The organism is Pseudomonas sp. P4_C1 (genome assembly GCF_056402155.1).
The window spans coordinates 1-17,270 of sequence record NZ_JBFUHY010000044.1 but is presented as its reverse complement, the minus strand read 5'-3'; the positions used below and the strand labels follow the sequence as shown (position 1 = coordinate 17,270).

The 17,270-nt window shown below is 60.7% G+C and carries 10 protein-coding genes and 1 pseudogene; 3 read left to right on the top strand and 8 right to left on the bottom strand.

The annotated features are described in order from the left end of the window. The first annotated feature begins 58 nt into the window (after positions 1-58). Together gfa and AC1DU9_RS20255 are read left to right on the top strand one after the other, a co-directional pair. Complete coding sequence (gfa, locus tag AC1DU9_RS20260; RefSeq protein ID WP_223462612.1) at positions 59-637, top strand: S-(hydroxymethyl)glutathione synthase; 579 nt, start codon at positions 59-61, stop codon at positions 635-637. Between the two features lie 106 nt (positions 638-743). Continuing rightward, complete coding sequence (locus tag AC1DU9_RS20255) at positions 744-968, top strand: helix-turn-helix domain-containing protein (protein WP_317851128.1); 225 nt, start codon at positions 744-746, stop codon at positions 966-968. On the opposite strand, the gene AC1DU9_RS20250 is transcribed toward AC1DU9_RS20255, so the two are convergent. From AC1DU9_RS20250 to AC1DU9_RS20220, 7 genes and pseudogenes are all read right to left on the bottom strand, one after another. Then, complete coding sequence (locus tag AC1DU9_RS20250) at positions 944-1,849, bottom strand: hypothetical protein (protein ID WP_477810692.1); 906 nt, start codon at positions 1,847-1,849, stop codon at positions 944-946. The two genes, AC1DU9_RS20255 and AC1DU9_RS20250, sit on opposite strands and share 25 nt — an antisense overlap. 109 nt (positions 1,850-1,958) lie before the next feature. Continuing rightward, positions 1,959-2,136: pseudogene (locus tag AC1DU9_RS20245) on the bottom strand (SAM-dependent methyltransferase); the annotation flags it as partial. A 231-nt stretch (positions 2,137-2,367) separates the two neighbouring features. Beyond that, complete coding sequence (locus tag AC1DU9_RS20240) at positions 2,368-3,087, bottom strand: amino acid ABC transporter ATP-binding protein (protein ID WP_223462619.1); 720 nt, start codon at positions 3,085-3,087, stop codon at positions 2,368-2,370. Positions 3,088-3,155: 68 nt separating this feature from the next. Further along, on the bottom strand, positions 3,156-4,118 hold the full coding sequence (locus tag AC1DU9_RS20235; protein ID WP_108219494.1) for an agmatinase: 963 nt from the start codon (positions 4,116-4,118) through the stop codon (positions 3,156-3,158). A gap of 26 nt (positions 4,119-4,144) precedes the next feature. After that, positions 4,145-4,807 (bottom strand): amino acid ABC transporter permease, encoded by a 663-nt coding sequence (locus tag AC1DU9_RS20230; RefSeq protein ID WP_223462614.1) that lies wholly within the window; start codon positions 4,805-4,807, stop codon positions 4,145-4,147. Further along, positions 4,797-5,492, bottom strand: a complete 696-nt coding sequence (locus AC1DU9_RS20225) for an amino acid ABC transporter permease (protein WP_223462615.1) — start codon at positions 5,490-5,492, stop codon at positions 4,797-4,799. The genes AC1DU9_RS20230 and AC1DU9_RS20225 overlap by 11 nt, the downstream gene beginning before the upstream one ends. Further along, the gene (locus AC1DU9_RS20220) at positions 5,493-6,344 is read right to left on the bottom strand and encodes a transporter substrate-binding domain-containing protein (RefSeq protein WP_477810691.1); all 852 of its coding nucleotides are present in this window, start codon (positions 6,342-6,344) and stop codon (positions 5,493-5,495) included. Positions 6,345-6,472: 128 nt separating this feature from the next. Between AC1DU9_RS20220 and AC1DU9_RS20215 the strand changes: the two genes are divergently transcribed. Continuing rightward, the gene (locus tag AC1DU9_RS20215) at positions 6,473-7,378 is read left to right on the top strand and encodes a LysR family transcriptional regulator (RefSeq protein ID WP_223462617.1); all 906 of its coding nucleotides are present in this window, start codon (positions 6,473-6,475) and stop codon (positions 7,376-7,378) included. Between the two features lie 148 nt (positions 7,379-7,526). On the opposite strand, the gene AC1DU9_RS20210 is transcribed toward AC1DU9_RS20215, so the two are convergent. After that, a partial coding sequence (locus AC1DU9_RS20210; RefSeq protein WP_477810690.1) for a beta strand repeat-containing protein occupies positions 7,527-17,270 on the bottom strand: 9,744 nt, incomplete at its 5' end.

The window sequence follows — 17,270 nt, the reverse complement described above, 5'->3', positions numbered from 1 at the left end:
CGGTCTGGGGCACGGCCCCAGGCACTTTTGTCTGACACCCTGAAACGGAGACGCCAGCATGAGCACCTTGCAACTTCACCCTGCATTGGACAATGGCATACAACCCGCCGCCGCGAATTTCACAGGTGGCACCCTGCAATGCCTGTGTGCGACCGACAAGGTCGAGGTCAGGATCGACGCACAAACGCTGCATAACCACGCGTGCGGCTGCAGCAAATGCTGGAAACCACAAAACGCGATATTCGCCGTCATCGCCGTGGTGCCTCGAGATAAGGTCAGCGTCATTGCCCACGGCGAAAAACTGGCGATTGTCGACGAATCCGCCACCATCCAGCGCCACGCCTGCAAGCAGTGTCACGCCCATCTCTTTGGGCGCATCGAGAACAAGGACCATGCGTTTTATGGCCTGGACTTCGTCCACACCGAGCTTTCGCCACAGCGCGGATGGGCCGCGCCGGGATTCGCGGCGTTCGTGTCCTCCATCATCGAAACCGGCACACCTCCAGCGCAAATGAAGGCTATCCGCGAGCGCTTGCGCTCGATCGGCCTGGAACCCTATGACTGCCTGTCCCCGGACTTGATGGACGCACTGGCGACTCATGTCGCCAAACAGAAAGGCCTGCTCCCCGCCGCCTGATTGATCGGTTGCCGCGGTTTCTTTTCCGGACCGCGGCTCCGATTCACCTTTGATGTTGTGCGTCCCACATAAGAGACGGTTAAGTCCCGAACCTTTCGAAGTGGTCATGGTGCTGCTGGGCCGGTCTCTATTCGACGAGGCAACGCAGGACATCTGTTCGTTCAAGGCGTTACGGCGCTTATTGCGCGAAACACAACTGAGCGTGATCACTGTCGCCAATGAAGTCGGCTACTCCAACCCCAGCCACTTCGCCCCTGTATTTCGCAAGCACACCGGTCTTTCCCCAAGCGACTACCGGCGCCAGCGTCAGGGCTCTGCCGGCCGCAGATAGGGCTCGATAAAGCCGCAGCCAAGGATCTCGTTCAGGCGTTGCGCATCGTTCATTCGGCGAAACAGTCCAATAGTCTTCCACGGCGCATGACCATCGACATTGGGCGCTCCCAATCCGGCCAACAGGTCGGCGATCAGTATTGATCGGGTCTCGAAAGAGATGCGTGTCAGCCCGGTGCTATTGCCGACGCCAGCATGGGCATGAGCACCGGAAAAGGCGATCAGGCTCCCCGGAGCGATATCGACGGCAATCCCCTCCTGCGGGCCGATCGCTTCCAGCAGATGCGCAATGGCTTCGTCGGCATCCACGGCATTGCGACCGTGTCGATGGGATCGCTGCAAAATGGCGCGCATATCGAAATCTGCGCTCGAATTACCCAGCGGTCGCTGCCAGAGGCCTGGATACAAGGCGATGGTACGCCCTGCCGAGATGGGATAGATGGGCGCCCACCAGTTGGTCTGCGCATAGATATTCGACCCCCAGGTATCGCGGTGAAACGCGATGGTGGCCGTCGTGCGGGCACGCGGCGTCGACTGCCCTGGCTCGCAATGCGGCTGAAAACGCAAATGCAGGCGATCGCACGCCAGGGTATCGGGGGCGATGCCAAGGCTTTGCACGACGTCCTGCCAGCGCTGCTGGACCTCAGCCGAGCCTGCGAAGTCGTTCTGGATTTTCGCAAAACGCTCAGTCTGCTCAGGGTGGCTCAAATGGCGATGGATCTGTTGCGGCGACCAGGGATGCAGCGCGTCTTCGAGGAACGCACGCGTATATTCCACCAGCGCCGTCATGGGCTGCAGGTCAGTGAAGCGAATGATCTCGCCAGCATAGATACGGTCATGCAATTGGCGAGCGGTGCTCGGTATGGCAAGCGAGCTGTACATGACTGGAAGTCCCCTGAAGGTGCGCCCCTGACTTTAGATCCACGCCGATTGTGGCGAAAGTGGCAGGTGGGGCGAAAAAGCGCGGATCAGGCCCTGGGGACATGAGCAACAGGCGGCTGAAGAAACGGGTAGCGTCCCCGAATCCGGCGTCGTGTAACAGTTTTTGAACCGCCGCCTCAGAATGTGGAGGGTCAGCGCCTTGAAGGATTTCCCCCCGCTTGACCTTCACTTCATCCGGGCTGGCTCCATGCTGCCGCCACCGTTGCCCCTCAAGCAGCAAGCAATATCTGCCGGTGACTGTAGGCAGAAGACGGCCAATAGCTACCCATGCAAAAGACTTCCACCTTAAGTGGATATCCGTATTCAGATCGTTTAACTGTTGGTTGTAGGTATTGTCACGCGATGCGAAGCAGATCTAATACGAAATGCGTCAGTCAGCAGGGCAAACCATAATCGATACCTGCTGACCGAGCTTTAATTGACTGACTCCGTATTGAACGCTGGATACAACGTGGAACTCAGTGCCCCAGTATTTTCGACAGGAAGAGCTTTGCTCGCTCCGAAGACGTCCCGTTAAAGAATGCTTCAGAGGATGTGTCATCAATGATCATCCCCTCCTCCATGAAAACCACCCGATCTGCCACGCGCCGAGCAAAGCCCATCTCATGGGTGACCACCATCATTGTCATGCCGTCCTTGGCCAGCGACACCATCACGTCCAACACCTCGTTGATCATCTCTGGGTCCAGTGCCGAGGTTGGCTCATCGAAGAGCATGATGACCGGATCCATCGACAACGCCCGGGCGATGGCAACACGCTGCTGCTGACCACCAGAGAGTTGCGCAGGATACTTGTGGGCATGTGCGCTGAGGCCCACACGTTCAAGCAATGCCAGAGCTTTGGCTTTCGCATCGTTTGTCGGACGATGGAGTACCTTCGTTTGTGGCAACGTGAGGTTCTCGATGATCGACATATGGGGGAAAAGTTCGAAATGCTGAAACACCATGCCCACTTGCTGGCGCAACTTTGGCAGGTCAGTTTTTGCGCTGCCGATTGACTGCCCATTCACCAGGATTTCGCCTTTCTGAAAAGACTCCAGGCCGTTGACCGTCTTGATCAATGTCGACTTGCCTGAACCTGAAGGTCCGCACACCACCACAATTTCGCCTTTACTGACGTGCGTCGAGCAGTCTTTGAGGACTTGCAAATTTCCGTACCATTTATTGATTCCGCGCATTCTGATGCAGTGGGGCTGAACATCTGCAGCGAAGCGTGAAACCAATGACACCGCGGCGTTGGTCTGAATCATTTGTCGAAATACCCCGCGCGAATAGAGGCGCCGATCAGATTGACAATCAAGCGTCCCGCCGTCACGCAGGTGAGGTTGCTTGCGTTGTCTTTACCCGGCTGGATTTCAACGATATCCATACCCACTACCCGTCCTTTTTTCACCAATCCGTGAATGAGCTTGCGTGCCTGTAAAAAAGTCACGCCACCCGGGGCCGGACCATCGACAGCGGGCATGATGGTCGGATCGAGACCGTCGGCATCAATGGTCAGGTAGTAGTTTCCACCATCGGGAATACGCGAAAGCACCGCGTCCATGCCGATCTCATGCAACTCATAGGCGCTGATCAACTCCGCACCATACTCGCGCGCAACCTCCAGATCCTCGGGGCGTGCGCTGCCTTGGGCGCGCAGTCCGATCTGGAAGATCCGGCCGACATGGGCCATTTCGGAGGCACGACGTATCGGGCTGGACAACCCCTCCCGGATCCCGTTCACGTCGTCGCGCCAGTCAAGGTGCGCATCGATATGGATGATGGTGATCGGGTCGAGACTGTCGTAGGCCCGTAAAACCGGCGTAGTAATTCCGTGGTCACCGCCAAGAATGACCGGCAGCGCTCCGGCTTTGAGAAGCTGGCGTACGGCCTGCTCGGCACGTTCATAGTGCTCACCTGGTTTGGCGACATCGGGCAACACATCACCACAGTCGATGAATCGGATATCGCTACGACCTTGCAGCAGCGGGCCATCGATATCGAAATCGTAATGCCGCGGATCACGCACCATACGGTCGGTGAGCTGACGAATTGCCAGCGGCGCATTGGTCTGGTCGTTGGTGTATGAGCGCGGGCCATAAGGCGAACCGAAAGGCATGCCAAGCACCGCAATATCCGCCTGTTGAAGGTTTTCCAGATCGGTCATCAGTTCTGAATAAAGCAGGGTTTGATGGCTGGTACGTGGAGCGACGGTAAGATTCTTCATAAAAAACTCCTGAGTGATGGGATTTTCTAGCGATGCCGCCAGTGTCTTTCGCGGGCTTCCAGAGTTTGTCCAAGTGCATCGAGAACAATGCTCGACAGCCAATAGAGCAATGCAGCGGTGCCAAGCACTTCGAGGTAAGCGAAGGTGTCAGCGGTCATCAGATTGCTCTGATAGGTGAGCTCAGGAAGACTGGTTACCGAGAAGATCGCTGTGTCCTTGAACATCATGATGATCAGGCTGGTAGTAGGCGGGATCAGGTAGCCAAAGCTTTGCGGCACGACTACGTAGCGTTGAACCTGCCAAACGGAAAACCCCAGTGACCGAGCTGCGCGCGCCTGGCCGGCAGGTACGCTCTTCAAGGCGGCGCGCAGAATTTCACTGAAATACCCGGCCGTATAGAACGCAGTGGCACCAATGGCGATCGCAAAGGAAGAGGCTTGCACTCCCAGCTGCGGCAGACCGAAAAACAGCAGGTACACCACGATCAGGAACGGTACATTTCGTACAAGTTCGACATAACAACGGGCAAACAATCTTGGCAGCCAATGCTCGGCATCGGCCATGTAAGCGAACAGAGTTCCGATCAATATCCCCAGCGGAATGCCTATGGCACTGACCGTCGCGGTAACTTTCAGTCCCTGCAGCAACGCGGGGATTGCGTGATTGACCACCTCAAGATCAATGGGCATTTGGCATCACCTTGGCAAGGCGGCGCTCGATGAGTCGCGAGATCGACGAAGCGCACAGCAGAATAAGGAAGTAAACGACCGCTGTTGCGCTGAACACTTGCAGCGGCAGATCGCTTTGCAGCGTCGCGTTACGAGCCACGGTAGCGAGCTCACTGACGGCAATGATCGACAGCAGTGATGAGGCTTTGAGCAGTACGGTGTACTCGTTGGTCAGCGGAGGAATGGAGCGATGGAACATCTGCGGCAACAGCACGTAACGCCACTTCTGATGAGCTCGCATCCCCAGTGCCTGGGCTGCTGCCACCTGACCTCGAGGAATCGAAGTCAAAGCACCCCGCAGGATTTCACTGATGTAGGCCGCCGTATTGAAAGACAGGGCCAGGATCCCCGCCTCCAGTGGTGTCAGCGAAATACCGATCAGGCCCGGCACAACGAAATACGCGATAAGCAATTGAATCAGCAACGGTGTGCCGCGGATGGCACTGACGTAGACCATCACCGCGTATCGGCCAATCGGTCCCGCCGCGACTCTCAGGAGAAGCAAAAGCACGCCCAATCCGAGCCCTACGAGAAAAGCCAGACTGCTTGCGATAAATGTTGTTGCCGCGCCTTGTAGCAAACCATCGAAAAACGGACCCAGCGCGGTGTGCGCACTCAACCAGCTAATCATTACCTGGCCCTCCACTTAGAGGGCCGCGTCAGGGAGATACCCTGAAGTCGGTAATGTCAGCGTTTCGCCGAACCATTTTTTCTGTAGCTCGGCCAACTTGCCCGTAGTACGCATTTCATCAAGCGTTTCGTTGATAAAGGTGCGTACTTCCGGATTTTTAGCATTGACTACCCAAGCCAACAGCTTGGCATCGCCGACTTCGCCAACCRTTTTATAAACGTCCGGCTGACGGCGCATTTGCACAGCCAATACGTTACTGGGTAGAACACCTACATCAATCGAGCCATTGGCAATCGCCAGGCCGACGTCGGGATAGCCCTGGAATAGTTTGAGGTCAGCGTAGCCCTGCCCTTTGCTGGCTTTTAGTTCTCGCTCGTATTCCTGCAGTGCTTGTTGGGCTGAAGAACCCATCTGGGTTCCCACCACTTTGCCTGCTACATCTTCAGGCTTGCTGATGGTTGTGTTGTCTGCCTTGACTACGAACAGCGAGCGGACGATACCGATGGGCTGGCTGAAAGCGAACCGTTTGGCACGTTCAGGTGTGATCCCGACGGAAGTGGCCACGAAATCAAATTTGTTGCTCATCAAACCGGGAAGCAAACCGTTGAACGGCAAGTTCAACTGCTCCAGCTCGACGCCGAGTTTTGCGGCCATTTGTTCCAGAATATCGTGGCCGTAACCCACAACCTTACCGTTTTCAACGAATTCATAAGGTTCGTAAGCGGCTTCGGTACCCACTGTCAGCTTGCCACGCTGCTTGATGTCGGCAAGCGTGCTTGCCTGGGCTGATGCGAAGGTGGAAGTACAGATAACCAGCGAGGTTAAGAGCACGGTTTTCACGATGCTTCGGCGACTGTGTGTAGTCATGATGCAGTTCCCCCATTTCTTGGAGTGTTGTATTTGTGAAGGTTGCTGGAACCAAATTAGCCAGTGCGAAAGCGCAAGTAAAATCACTTTATTAGCGATATGGTCTTGGAATCTGATACCTTTTATCCATGAACCGATTCGACCTGACCGAGCGTGACTTGCGCTCTCTCCGTATTTTTTGTGCCGCCGCTGAAGCCGGGGGATTTGCTGCGGCTGAACGCCGGCTGAATATGACCAAAGCCTCGATCAGCAGGCATATCAAGGAGGTTGAGGAACGCCTGGGTGTGCGTCTGTGCGAGCGAGGTCCGGCAGGTTTCAAGCTGAGCGCGGCCGGGAGAGTGGCGCTTGAGTTAACGACGAATGCACTTAACTCTCTTGAGCGAATCAAGCCAGAAATTGATGCGGTACGTGCCGTGATATCCGGCACCGTCTCGATTGGAACGGTCGAGCATATGCTCGCTGATCCGAATTGCCGGTTAGCCGAAGCGCTGAAAGAACTGAGACGAAGGGCTCCTAACGTTCAGGCAGAAGTGGCCGTGATGACCTTTGCCAACTTGAACCAGGCACTGCGCGAGCGACGGGTGCAGGTGGCCATTCGTGGGATGTACAAAAAAGAGCGAGCCTTTCATTACCAAAAGCTGTTCGTCGAAGACCATCGCGTGTATGTAGCAAATCAAGCGTCGGGCGAGAAGCATCTCCGACCTCAACTGGTTTATCGACCGCATCCCTTCGTCGAAGAAACGCTGGCTACACATGGTTTTGAACGAGGGCCCGAAGCCGCGGGGCTGGAAGCAATCGCGATGCTCGTTGAGGGCGGTGGTTATGCCGGGTTACTACCGGAGCACTATGTCGAACTCATTGCCCCGCGCTTTGAATTGCGGGAGTTACCGGACAGCCCCGTGTTCCATAACACCATCTGCGCAATAACCGAGGCTTCTCGCCCCTTGTCACGAAGCGCAGAGCTTTTTCTCGAGATTCTTGAGGAATTGCATACAAGCGACGCCTCCATCTCGAATCGAAATAGCGCCAGATAGAAAAAATTGTTCCAGCAGCATGAATCGTCCCGGGTTTCGTAGATACCGGGGGGAGTGAGGAGAAAAACACCCCGTACAGTCCCCATCGCGGATTTACCCGCGATGGGGACTGCAACCGCGTAGCGACGTGCGGCCAGCAGCAAAAGCATCACGTCGTCAGGATAAAGTCCGTCTGATCGATGCCTGCACTGTTAACACCGACGAGGCGAATAGAGTCCACTCCGATCCCGATCACCGTGTCCGCCCCGTCAGCCGCAATGCTCACGCTGGTAGCGAACGTCTCGCTGCTGATCCCCAGCCCCGCGATATTGAGCAAGTCCTGCCCTCCGGCCGGATTGACGTCGAAACCCTGGATCGAGTCGTTGCCGAAGCCTGCGGCAGCAAACGCGAAGGTATCGTTGCCGAGGCCGCCGTTGAGCGTGTCGTCGCCCAGCCCGCCGAAGAACAGATCATCACCCGCACCGCCGACCAGAATGTCGTTGGCCTGGCCACCCAGCATCGTGTGGTTCGCCGCCGCGGCATCGTAGGCCAGCTCACTGCCGCCGCCCTCGGCGTTCGCCTGCAAACCCGCCGCCGCGTATTGGCCATTCAGCGCGACCTGCGCCACATGTGTGCCGTCGCTCACGCTCAGCATCCCGCCGATGCCTGTGTCATTCGCGGCATAGGTGAGCTGTGTGTTGGCGCCGAATGCGACATCGCCAAAGTCCAGCGTGTCACCCGTGGCAAAACCGCTGACGCTGCCGCTGAACGCCGTCGACACATCGAGCTTGAGCGTGCCTGCCGCGCCGCTGTCGAACGTCACATGCTGATCGGCGGCAGCAGCGAATTGCAGTATCGCCGAACCGCTGATAGTCGCGCTTCCCGCGCCACTGGCATCTGCGTGGACGGTGATGTTGCCATCGTTCGCCCACAGGCTACCGCTGTTGACGAGCCCACTTTCAATGACCAATCCGCCGCTGCCGGTGGCTTCCAGCACGCCAGCGTTGGTGACGGCGCTGCTACCGGTATCGATCACCAGCGCATTGACGCCGCTGGCAAGGATCAGGCCCGAGTTGACCAGCATCATCTGCCCCGCGCCCAATTGGCCAGCACCGGAGATGGTGTTGTCGGCATTGGTGAGCAGCGTGTCGGCACTGCCACCAAAGATCACGTTCTGCGCGCTGTCGGATAGCAGCACCTGGCCGCCACCGGTCAAGGTCGCGCCACGGAACAGAATCTCGAGATCGGTTCCGCTGCCGGTGGAGCCGAGCGCTATGGTGCCGCTGTTGTCGATGCTGCCACCGAACGGCATGATCGCGCCGTCAGCAATGGTGATGGTGCCCGTATTGGTCGTGACCGGGTCCACATCGAACAGCAGGTTGGCCGCGCTCAACGTCGCCGCATCCACGCCGTCGACCGTGATCGTCTGGTCGGCGCTGATGCTGAGCACGGCATTGCCGTTCGCGTCGTTGGCGATACTCACATCCGCAAAATCGTTGACGCCCGTGAAGCCGATCAAGTCGATCTTGTCCGCCGCCGCATCGAAGCTGTGAATGACGTTGTTGCCGATTGGCTGGGCGAAGACGAACAGGTCGGCGCCGCCTGAGCCGGTCAGGTTGTCGTCCGCCGACAAGGCGAAGATCGGCGAGCCGGGGGCGTAGGCTTCGACGTTGTCGCGAATCACTTCGCTATCCACCGTGCCATCGACATTGGTCCAGGTCATCGTGACCGGCAAGACCATGGCACCCGTGAAATCTGCTGCTGTTGTGACCGTCAGCGTGTCCAGGCTGCTCTTGTCCACCGTCCAGGTGCCGTTGCCATTGTCGGTGCCCTGGTTCAGGGTCCAGTCTGTGGGAAGACCGGAAATGGTCACCGTCGCGACGTCCGCGCGAGTCACCGCATCGGCCAGGCCCACGTTAATCGGGCTGCCAGCAACACCTGCGGGACCGAGGGTATTGTCGTAGACAACGATGTCTGAGGCTGTGATGTTAGTGACCCCGGCCAACGTCGTAACAGTGTTCAGCGTTGCCACTTGTACCCGACTCGCCGTATTGCTCCAGTCTGTGTCAAACCAGATTTCGCCCTTGCTTGTCGTCGAGTTGAATACGATCACGTAGGTGTTGGTGGCACCGCCGCCAATGCCGGTTGTGATCTGTGACGTTGTCTGCGAACTCGCGTCGATTAGATCAATCTTGTTGTCGTCATTGTTATTGATGTTGCTGATGCTGTTGCGGGTTTGAAAGTCGGTGGAGAGAAGCGCTGTACCGGCCGAACTCCCAGCGGTTGTGAAGCCGACACCGCCCGTCACGGCCCCCCCCAGGAAGCCAATTTTGTCGGTGCTGTCCGTGTAGTCGGTGATCGTGTCCGTGCCACCGCTGGTGCGCAACCGGAATTGGTCAACCCCACCATTACCGGTCAGTGTATCGTTGCCCGCCTGGCCGTTGATGGTGTCGGCCCCGCTGCCGCCGCTGATGTTATCGACGCCGGATGAACCATTGATATTGAAGGCTTCGGTCTGGTTGCCAAGGTTGAGCGTCAGCCCGGAAGTCGTCAGCGTCACGTTTTCGATATTGGCGATCTGGGCGTTGCTGGCGCTGGTGAAGTTCGCGCTGACGTTGAGCGTATCGGTATTGGCTCCGCCGTCGAGCAGCGTGTCGTTCTGCGCACCGCTGATGATGTCGTTGCCACCTGCCGCACTGATGCTGTCTGCACCTGTCCCCCCGGTGATGGTGTCGGCACCCGAAGAACCGGTAATGGTGAAGCCTTCGGTCTGGTTGGCGAGGTTCAGGGTCGCAGCCGTTCCGATCAATACATTCTCGATACCCGTAATCTGCCCGTCGCTTGTGCTCGTGAAGAGGGTACCCGTACTCAGGGTGTCGGAACCGGTGCCGCCATCGAGCAGTGTGTCGTTGTCAGTGCCAAAGATTGTGTCATTCCCGCTGCCCGCGACGATCTGATCGGCACCCGAAGTGCCAAAGATGGTGAAGCTTTCGGTTTGAGCGTTCAGGATCAGCGTTCCTGAAGCTGTGGTTATCTGAACGTTTTCAATATTCGCGATCTGGCCGTCGCTCTCGTTGACAAAAACTCCACTGACGTTGAGGGTATCGGTTCCGGTGCCGCCGTCGAGCAGGCGGTCATTGGCCGAGCCGACGATCACGTCGTTGCCCGCGCCGCCAAAAATCCAGTCCGCACCGGCACCGCCGGACAGATTGTCCGTGCCACCGAAGCCATAGATCGCTGTGTCGGAGCTGCCCGCCGAGAAATTGTTGCCCGCGCTTGTGCCGAGATAGAGCTCCACTACGCTCGCCGAGACACTGCCATCTTTCACCTGCAAGGTACCCGACACCACGGAGCCCTGTTCCGCGGGGGACAGATTCGTGCTGGCGCCGCTGGTGATCGAGGGGTTGCCGAACGCTGCGGCAAACGGACTCTGCAGCGACAGCGTCGCATTGTCCGGGTCGGTCGCGACGAAGCTGATCGACGTCTCGGCTATGGTCAGGCCGGAAGTTGTCGGTGCGTCGTTGACTGCCGACACCGTGACGGTCGTTGTTGCGATATTACTGGCATGGTTGGCCGCTGCCCCATCATCCACCTGGAAGCTAATCGTGCGCGCCGTTGTTGAGGGGTTGTCGCTACTGTTGGAGTAGGTCACCGAGCGCAGCGCGGTCTGATACTGCGCCACCGTAGCGGCTCCGGTCAGTGTCAGCACGCCAGTGCCAGCGTTGTAGCTGCCGGTAATGCCGTTCTGGTTGGTGAACGCGAGTACGTCCTGACCCGTGGCGAAGTTGCTGGTGATCGATACCGTAGCGCCCGTCAGGTTGCTACTGTCGACATCGGTGATCGTTAGCGCCGAGTTGATCGTCGTCGCTGCCTGGTTTTCTGTGTATGACAGCGACCCACCAGCCGTCATTACCGGCGTGTCGTTGCTGCCGGCGATATGCACGGTGACCGAAGTGAGGGTGCCATCGGCACTGCTCACCGCGAAGGTGTCGGTGTAGGTGGTGCCGGCGGCGAACTCGTTGTGGGCGGARYTGGCGACGTAGGTCCAGGCACCGCCGGTGCCGATGGAGAACTGGCCGTAGCTGCCGGCGGTGTTGGTTTGCGCGACGAAGGCTGCGGCGCTGTCGACGTCGCTGATGGTCAGACTGCCAGCGGTGGTCAGCGCAGCATTGGTCTCGGTGAGGTTGGCGATGTCGGCGGACAGCACGGCCGCATCGTTGCTRCCGAGGATATGCACGGTGACCGAAGTGAGGGTGCCGTCGGCGCTGCTCACCGCGAAGGTGTCGGTGTAGGTGGTGCCGGCGGCGAACTCGTTGTGGGCGGAACTGGCGACGTAGGTCCAGGCACCSCCGGTGCCGATGGAGAACTGGCCGTAGCTGCCGGCGGTGTTGGTTTGSGCGACGAAGGTTGCGGCGCTGTCGACGTCGCTGATGGTCAGGSTRCCRGCGGTGGTCAGCGCAGCATTGGTCTCGGTGAGGTTGGCGATGTCGGCGGACAGCACGGCCGCATCGTTGGTGCCGAGGATATGCACGGYGACYGAAGTGAGGGTGCCATCGGCACTGCTCACCGCGAAGGTGTCGGTGTAGGTGGTGCCGGCGGCGAACTCGTTGTGGGCGGAGTTGGCGACGTAGGTCCAGGCACCGCCGGTGCCGATGGAGAACTGGCCGTAGYTGCCGGCGGTRTTGGTTTGCGCCTGGAAACTTTCCGGGCTGTCGACGTCGCTGATGGTCAGGCTGCCAGCGGTGGTCAGCGGAGCATTGGTTTCGCTCAGCGTAACGCTGGCCGAGGACAGCACGGCCGCATCGTTGGTGCCGAGGATATGCACGGTGACTGAAGTGAGGGTGCCGTCGGCACTGCTCACCGCGAAGGTGTCGGTGTAGGTGGTGCCGGCGGCGAACTCGTTGTGGGCGGAGTCGGCGACATAGGTCCAGGCACCGCCGGTGCCGATGGAGAACTGGCCGTAGTTGCCGGCGGTGTTGGTTTGGGCCTGGAAACTTTCCGGGCTGTCGACGTCGCTGATGGTCAGGGTGCCGTTGGTGGTCAGCGGAGCATTGGTTTCGCTCAGCGTAACGCTGGCCGAGGACAGCACGGCGGCGTCGTTGCTGCCGGTGACGGTGACGGTCACCAGCTGGGTGKCSACACCGCCSAGGCCRTCGCTGACYTGCACSSTGAACACKTCMTYATGRCTCTCGCCCGCCTGCAGCGACTGCACCGCACTGGCGACCCCATCGGTGCCGTTGGCCAGCGTGTAGGTCCATTGGCCGGTGGTGTCCACGGCGATCGAGCCGTAGGTGCCGGTATTTGACCCGGCAATACTCCAAGTGGCGGTGGCATCGTGATCGATGTCGGCCGCGCTGAACTGGCCGCTGACGCTGAGCGTGGTGTCTTCCTGCACCGCGCCGGCCTCGTTGCCCGCCACGAAACCGAGCACGGGCGCGTCGTTGCTGCCGGTGACGGTGACGGTCACCAGCTGGGTGTCGACGCCGCCGAGGCCGTCGCTGACTTGCACCGTGAACACATCCTCATGGCTCTCGCCGGCCTGCAGCGCCTGCACCGCACTGGCGGCCCCATTGGTGCCATTGGCCAGCGTGTAGGTCCACTGGCCGGTGGGGTCCACGGCGATCGCGCCGTAGGTGCCGGTATTTGACCCGGCAATACTCCAAGTGGCGGTGGCATCGTGATCGATGTCGGCCGAACTGAACTGGCCGCTGACGCTGAGCCTGGTGTCTTCCTGCACCGCGCCGGCCTCATCGCCGGTCGCGAAGCTGAGCACGGGCGCGTCGTTGCTGCCGGTGACGGTGACGGTCACCAGCTGGGTGGCCACACCGCCCAGGCCGTCGCTGACTTGCACCGTGAACACGTCATTATGACTCTCGCCCGCCTGCAGCGACTGCACCGCACTGGCGACCCCATCGSTGCCRTTGGCCAGCGTGTAGRTCCACTGGCCGCTGTTGTCCACGGCGATCGAACCGTAGGTGCCGGTTGCCGCGCCATGGATGCTCCAGGTCGCCGTGGCATTGTGATCGATGTCGGCCGAGCTGAACTGGCCACTSACGCTGAGCRTGGTGTCTTCCTGCACCGCGCCGGCAGCATTGCCGGTCGCGAAGCTGAGCACTGGCGCGTCGTTGCTGCCGGTGACGGTGACGGTCACCAGCTGGGTGTCGACACCGCCGAGGCCATCGCTGACCTGCACGCTGAACACTTCGTTGTGACTCTCGCCCGCCTGCAGTGATTGCACCGCACTGGCGACCCCATCGGTGCCATTGGCCAGGGTGTAGGTCCACTGGCCGCTGTTGTCCACGGCGATCGCGCCGTAGGTGCCGGTATTTGACCCGACAATACTCCAGCTCGCCGTGGCACCGTGGTCGATGTCGGCCGAGCTGAACTGGCCATTCACGCTGAGCATGGTGTCTTCCTGCACCGCGCCGGCAGCATTGCCKGTCGCGAAGCTGAGCACGGGCGCGTCGTTGCTGCCGGTGACGGTGACGGTCACCAGCTGGGTGTCGACGCCGCCCAGGCCGTCGCTGACTTGCACCGTGAACACGTCATTATGACTCTCGCCTGCCTTCAGCGACTGCACCGCACTGGCGACCCCATCGGTGCCATTGGCCAGCGTGTAGGTCCACTGGCCGCTGTTGTCCACGGCGATCGCGCCGTAGGTGCCGGTATTTGACCCGACAATACTCCAGCTCGCCGTGGCACCGTGGTCGATGTCGGCCGAGCTGAACTGGCCATTCATGCTGAGCGTGGTGTCTTCCTGCACCGCGCCGGCCTCATTGCCTGCCACGAAGCTGAGCACGGGCGCGTCATTGGTCCCGGTCAGGGTGATCGTCACCGTCTGCGCTGCCGAAGTCGCGTTGCCCGTGCCGCTGTCGTCGGTGGCCACCACGGTGTAGGAGAAACTGATGGTTTCCCCGGCGCGCAGGAAGTCCAGGTTCTCGCTGCTGCTGTAGGTCCAGCCGGCCTGATCGACCGCGAAGCCGGCCACCAGTGCGGCGGCTTGCGCCGCCCCTAGGGTGCCGCCGCTCCAGACGAGGTCGTGGTTGGCACTCTGGCTGACCGTCACTGCATCGTTGACGTCCAGGTCGGCGAAGCTCAGCGCGCCGCTGTCGCTCAGCGTGGCCGCGCCGTTGCCTTCGTTCATCGCCCCAGTCGGGTCGGTGATGGTCAGCGTTGGCTGGTCGTTGGTGCCAGTGAGGGTGATGGTCACCGTTTGCGCCGCCGAGGTCGCGTTGGCCGTGCCACTGTCGTCAGTGGCCACCACGGTGTAGGAGAAGTTGATGGTTTCCCCGGCCCGCAGGAAGTCCAGGTTCTCGCTGCTGCTGTAGGTCCAGCCGGCCTGATCGACCGCGAAGCCGGCCACCAGTGCGGCGGCTTGCGCCGCCCCTAGGGTGCCGCCGCTCCAGACGATATCGTGGTTCGAACTCTGACTGACCGTGACGACGTCGTGGCTGTCCAGGTCGGCGAAGCTCAGCGCCCCGCTGTCGCTCAGCGTGGCCGCGCCGTTGCCTTCGTTCATCGCCCCGGTCGGGTCGCCGATGGTCAGCGTCGGCTGGTCGTTGGTGCCGGTCAGGGTGATGGTCACCGTTTGCGGCGCCGAGACCGCGTTGCCCGCGCTGCTGTCGTCGGTCGCCATCACGGTGTAGGAGAAGCTGACGGTTTCCCCGGCGCGCAGGAAGTCCAGGTTCTCGCTGCTGCTGTAGGTCCAGCCGGCCTGATCGACCGAGAAACCGGCCACCAGCGCCGCGGCTTGCGCCGCACCGAGGGTGCCGCCGCTCCAGACGAGGTCATTGTTAGAAGTCTGGCTGACCGTCACGACGTCGTGGCTGTCCAGGTCGGCGAAGCTCAGCGCCCCGCTGTCGCTCAGCGTGGCCGCGCCGTTGCCTTCATTCATCGCCCCGGTCGGGTCGGTAATGGTCAGCGTCGGCTGGTCGTTGGTGCCGGTAATGGTGACGGTCACCAGCTGGGTGTCGACGCCACCCAGGCCGTCGCTGACCTGCACCGTAAACACGTCATCATGACTCTCACCAGCCTGCAGCGCCTGCACCGCACTGGCGACCCCATCGGTGCCATTGGCCAGGGTGTAAGTCCATTGGCCGGCGTGGTCCACGGCGATCGCGCCGTAGGTGCCGGTATTTGACCCGACAATACTCCAGCTCGCCGTGGCATCGTGGTCGATGTCGGTCGTGCTGAACTGGCCACTGACGCTGAGCGTGGTGTCTTCCTGCACCGCGCCGGCCTCGTTGCCCGTCACGAAGCTGAGCACGGGCGCGTCGTTGCTGCCGCTAATGGTGACGGTCACCAGCTGGGTGGCGACGCCGCCGAGGCCGTCGCTGACCTGCACCGTAAACACGTCATCATGACTCTCACCAGCCTGCAGCGCCTGCACCGCACTGGCGACCCCATCGGTGCCATTGGCCAGGGTGTAGGTCCATTGGCCGGCGTGGTCCACGGCGATCGCGCCGTAGGTGCCGGTATTTGACCCGACAATACTCCAGGTCGCCGTGGCATCGTGGTCGATGTCGGCCGCGCTGAACTGGCCGCTGACGCTGAGCGTGGTGTCTTCCTGCACCGCGCCGGCCTCGTTGCCCGCCACGAAACCGAGCACCGGCGCGTCGTTGCTGCCGGTGATGGTGACGGTCACCAGCTGTGTGTCGACGCCGCCGAGGCCGTCGCTGACCTGCACCGTGAACACTTCGTTGTGACTCTCGCCGGCCTGCAGCGMYTGCACSGCACTGGCAACCCCATTGGTGCCATTGGCCAGCGTATAAGTCCACTGGCCGGTGTGGTCCACGGCGATTGAGCCAAAGGTGCCGGTATTTGACCCGACAATGCTCCAGCTCGCCGTGGCATCGTGATCGATGTCGGCCGAACTGAACTGACCATTCACGCTGAGCGTGGTGTCTTCCTGCACCGCGCCGGCAGCATTGCCGGTCGCGAAGCTGAGCACTGGCGCGTCGTTGCTGCCGGTGATGGTGACGGTCACCAGTTGGGTGGCGACGCCGCCCAGGCCATCACTGACCTGCACGCTGAACACTTCGTTGTGGCTCTCGCCCGCCTGCAGTGATTGCACCGCACTGGCAACGCCATCGGTGCCATTGGCCAGCGTGTAGGTCCACTGGCCGGTGGGGTCCACGGCGATCGAGCCAAAGGTGCCCGTGTCCGTACCCGCAATGCTCCAGGTCGCCGTGGCATCGTTATCGATGTCGGCCGAACTGAACTGGCCGCTGACGCTGAGCGTGSTGTCTTCCTGCACCGCGCCGGCMTCATTGCCCGTCGCGAAGCTGAGCACCGGCGCATCGTTGCTGCCGGTGACGGTGACGGTCACCAGTTGGGTGTCGACACCGCCGAGGCCATCGCTGACCTGTACGCTGAATACTTCGTTGTGGCTCTCGCCGGCCTGCAGTGACTGCACCGCACTGGCGACCCCATCAGTGCCATTGGCCAGCGTGTAGGTCCATTGGCCGGTGCTGTCGACGGCGATCGAGCCATAGGTTCCAGTTGGCGAACCATTGATGGTCCAACTGGCGGTGGCATTGTGATCGATGTCGGTCGAGCTGAACTGGCCGCTGACGCTGAGCGTGGTGTCTTCCTGCACCGCGCCGGCCTCATTGCCCGTCGCGAAGCTGAGCGCTGGCGCGTCGTTGCTACCAGTCAGGGTGATGGTCACGTCCTTGGTCACCGTCGCCCCGACGTCGTCGGTCAGCGTCACCGTGAACACTTCGGTCTTGGTCTGGCCCTCGGCCAGGTACTGCGCCGCGCTGTTGTTCAGCGTATAGCTCCAGCCCACGCTGCCCACCGCGTCGCCGGTGCTCTCATCGCTCACACTGGCCACCAGCGTCCCCAGCGCCCCGGACGGCGCGCTCACGCTGGCCACATGGGCGTGATCGGCCAGGTCCACGTCGCCGAAGGC

Excerpts from the sequence above, each read along its gene's own strand:
- AC1DU9_RS20255 (WP_317851128.1), top strand. The coding sequence starts at position 744 with ATGGTGCTGCTGGGCCGGTCTCTATTCGACGAGGCAACGCAGGACATC.
- AC1DU9_RS20215 (WP_223462617.1), top strand. The coding sequence starts at position 6,473 with ATGAACCGATTCGACCTGACCGAGCGTGACTTGCGCTCTCTCCGTATT.
- AC1DU9_RS20230 (WP_223462614.1), bottom strand. The coding sequence starts at position 4,807 with ATGCCCATTGATCTTGAGGTGGTCAATCACGCAATCCCCGCGTTGCTG.
- AC1DU9_RS20250 (WP_477810692.1), bottom strand. The coding sequence starts at position 1,849 with ATGTACAGCTCGCTTGCCATACCGAGCACCGCTCGCCAATTGCATGAC.
- gfa (WP_223462612.1), top strand. The coding sequence starts at position 59 with ATGAGCACCTTGCAACTTCACCCTGCATTGGACAATGGCATACAACCC.
- AC1DU9_RS20240 (WP_223462619.1), bottom strand. The coding sequence starts at position 3,087 with ATGCGCGGAATCAATAAATGGTACGGAAATTTGCAAGTCCTCAAAGAC.
- AC1DU9_RS20235 (WP_108219494.1), bottom strand. The coding sequence starts at position 4,118 with ATGAAGAATCTTACCGTCGCTCCACGTACCAGCCATCAAACCCTGCTT.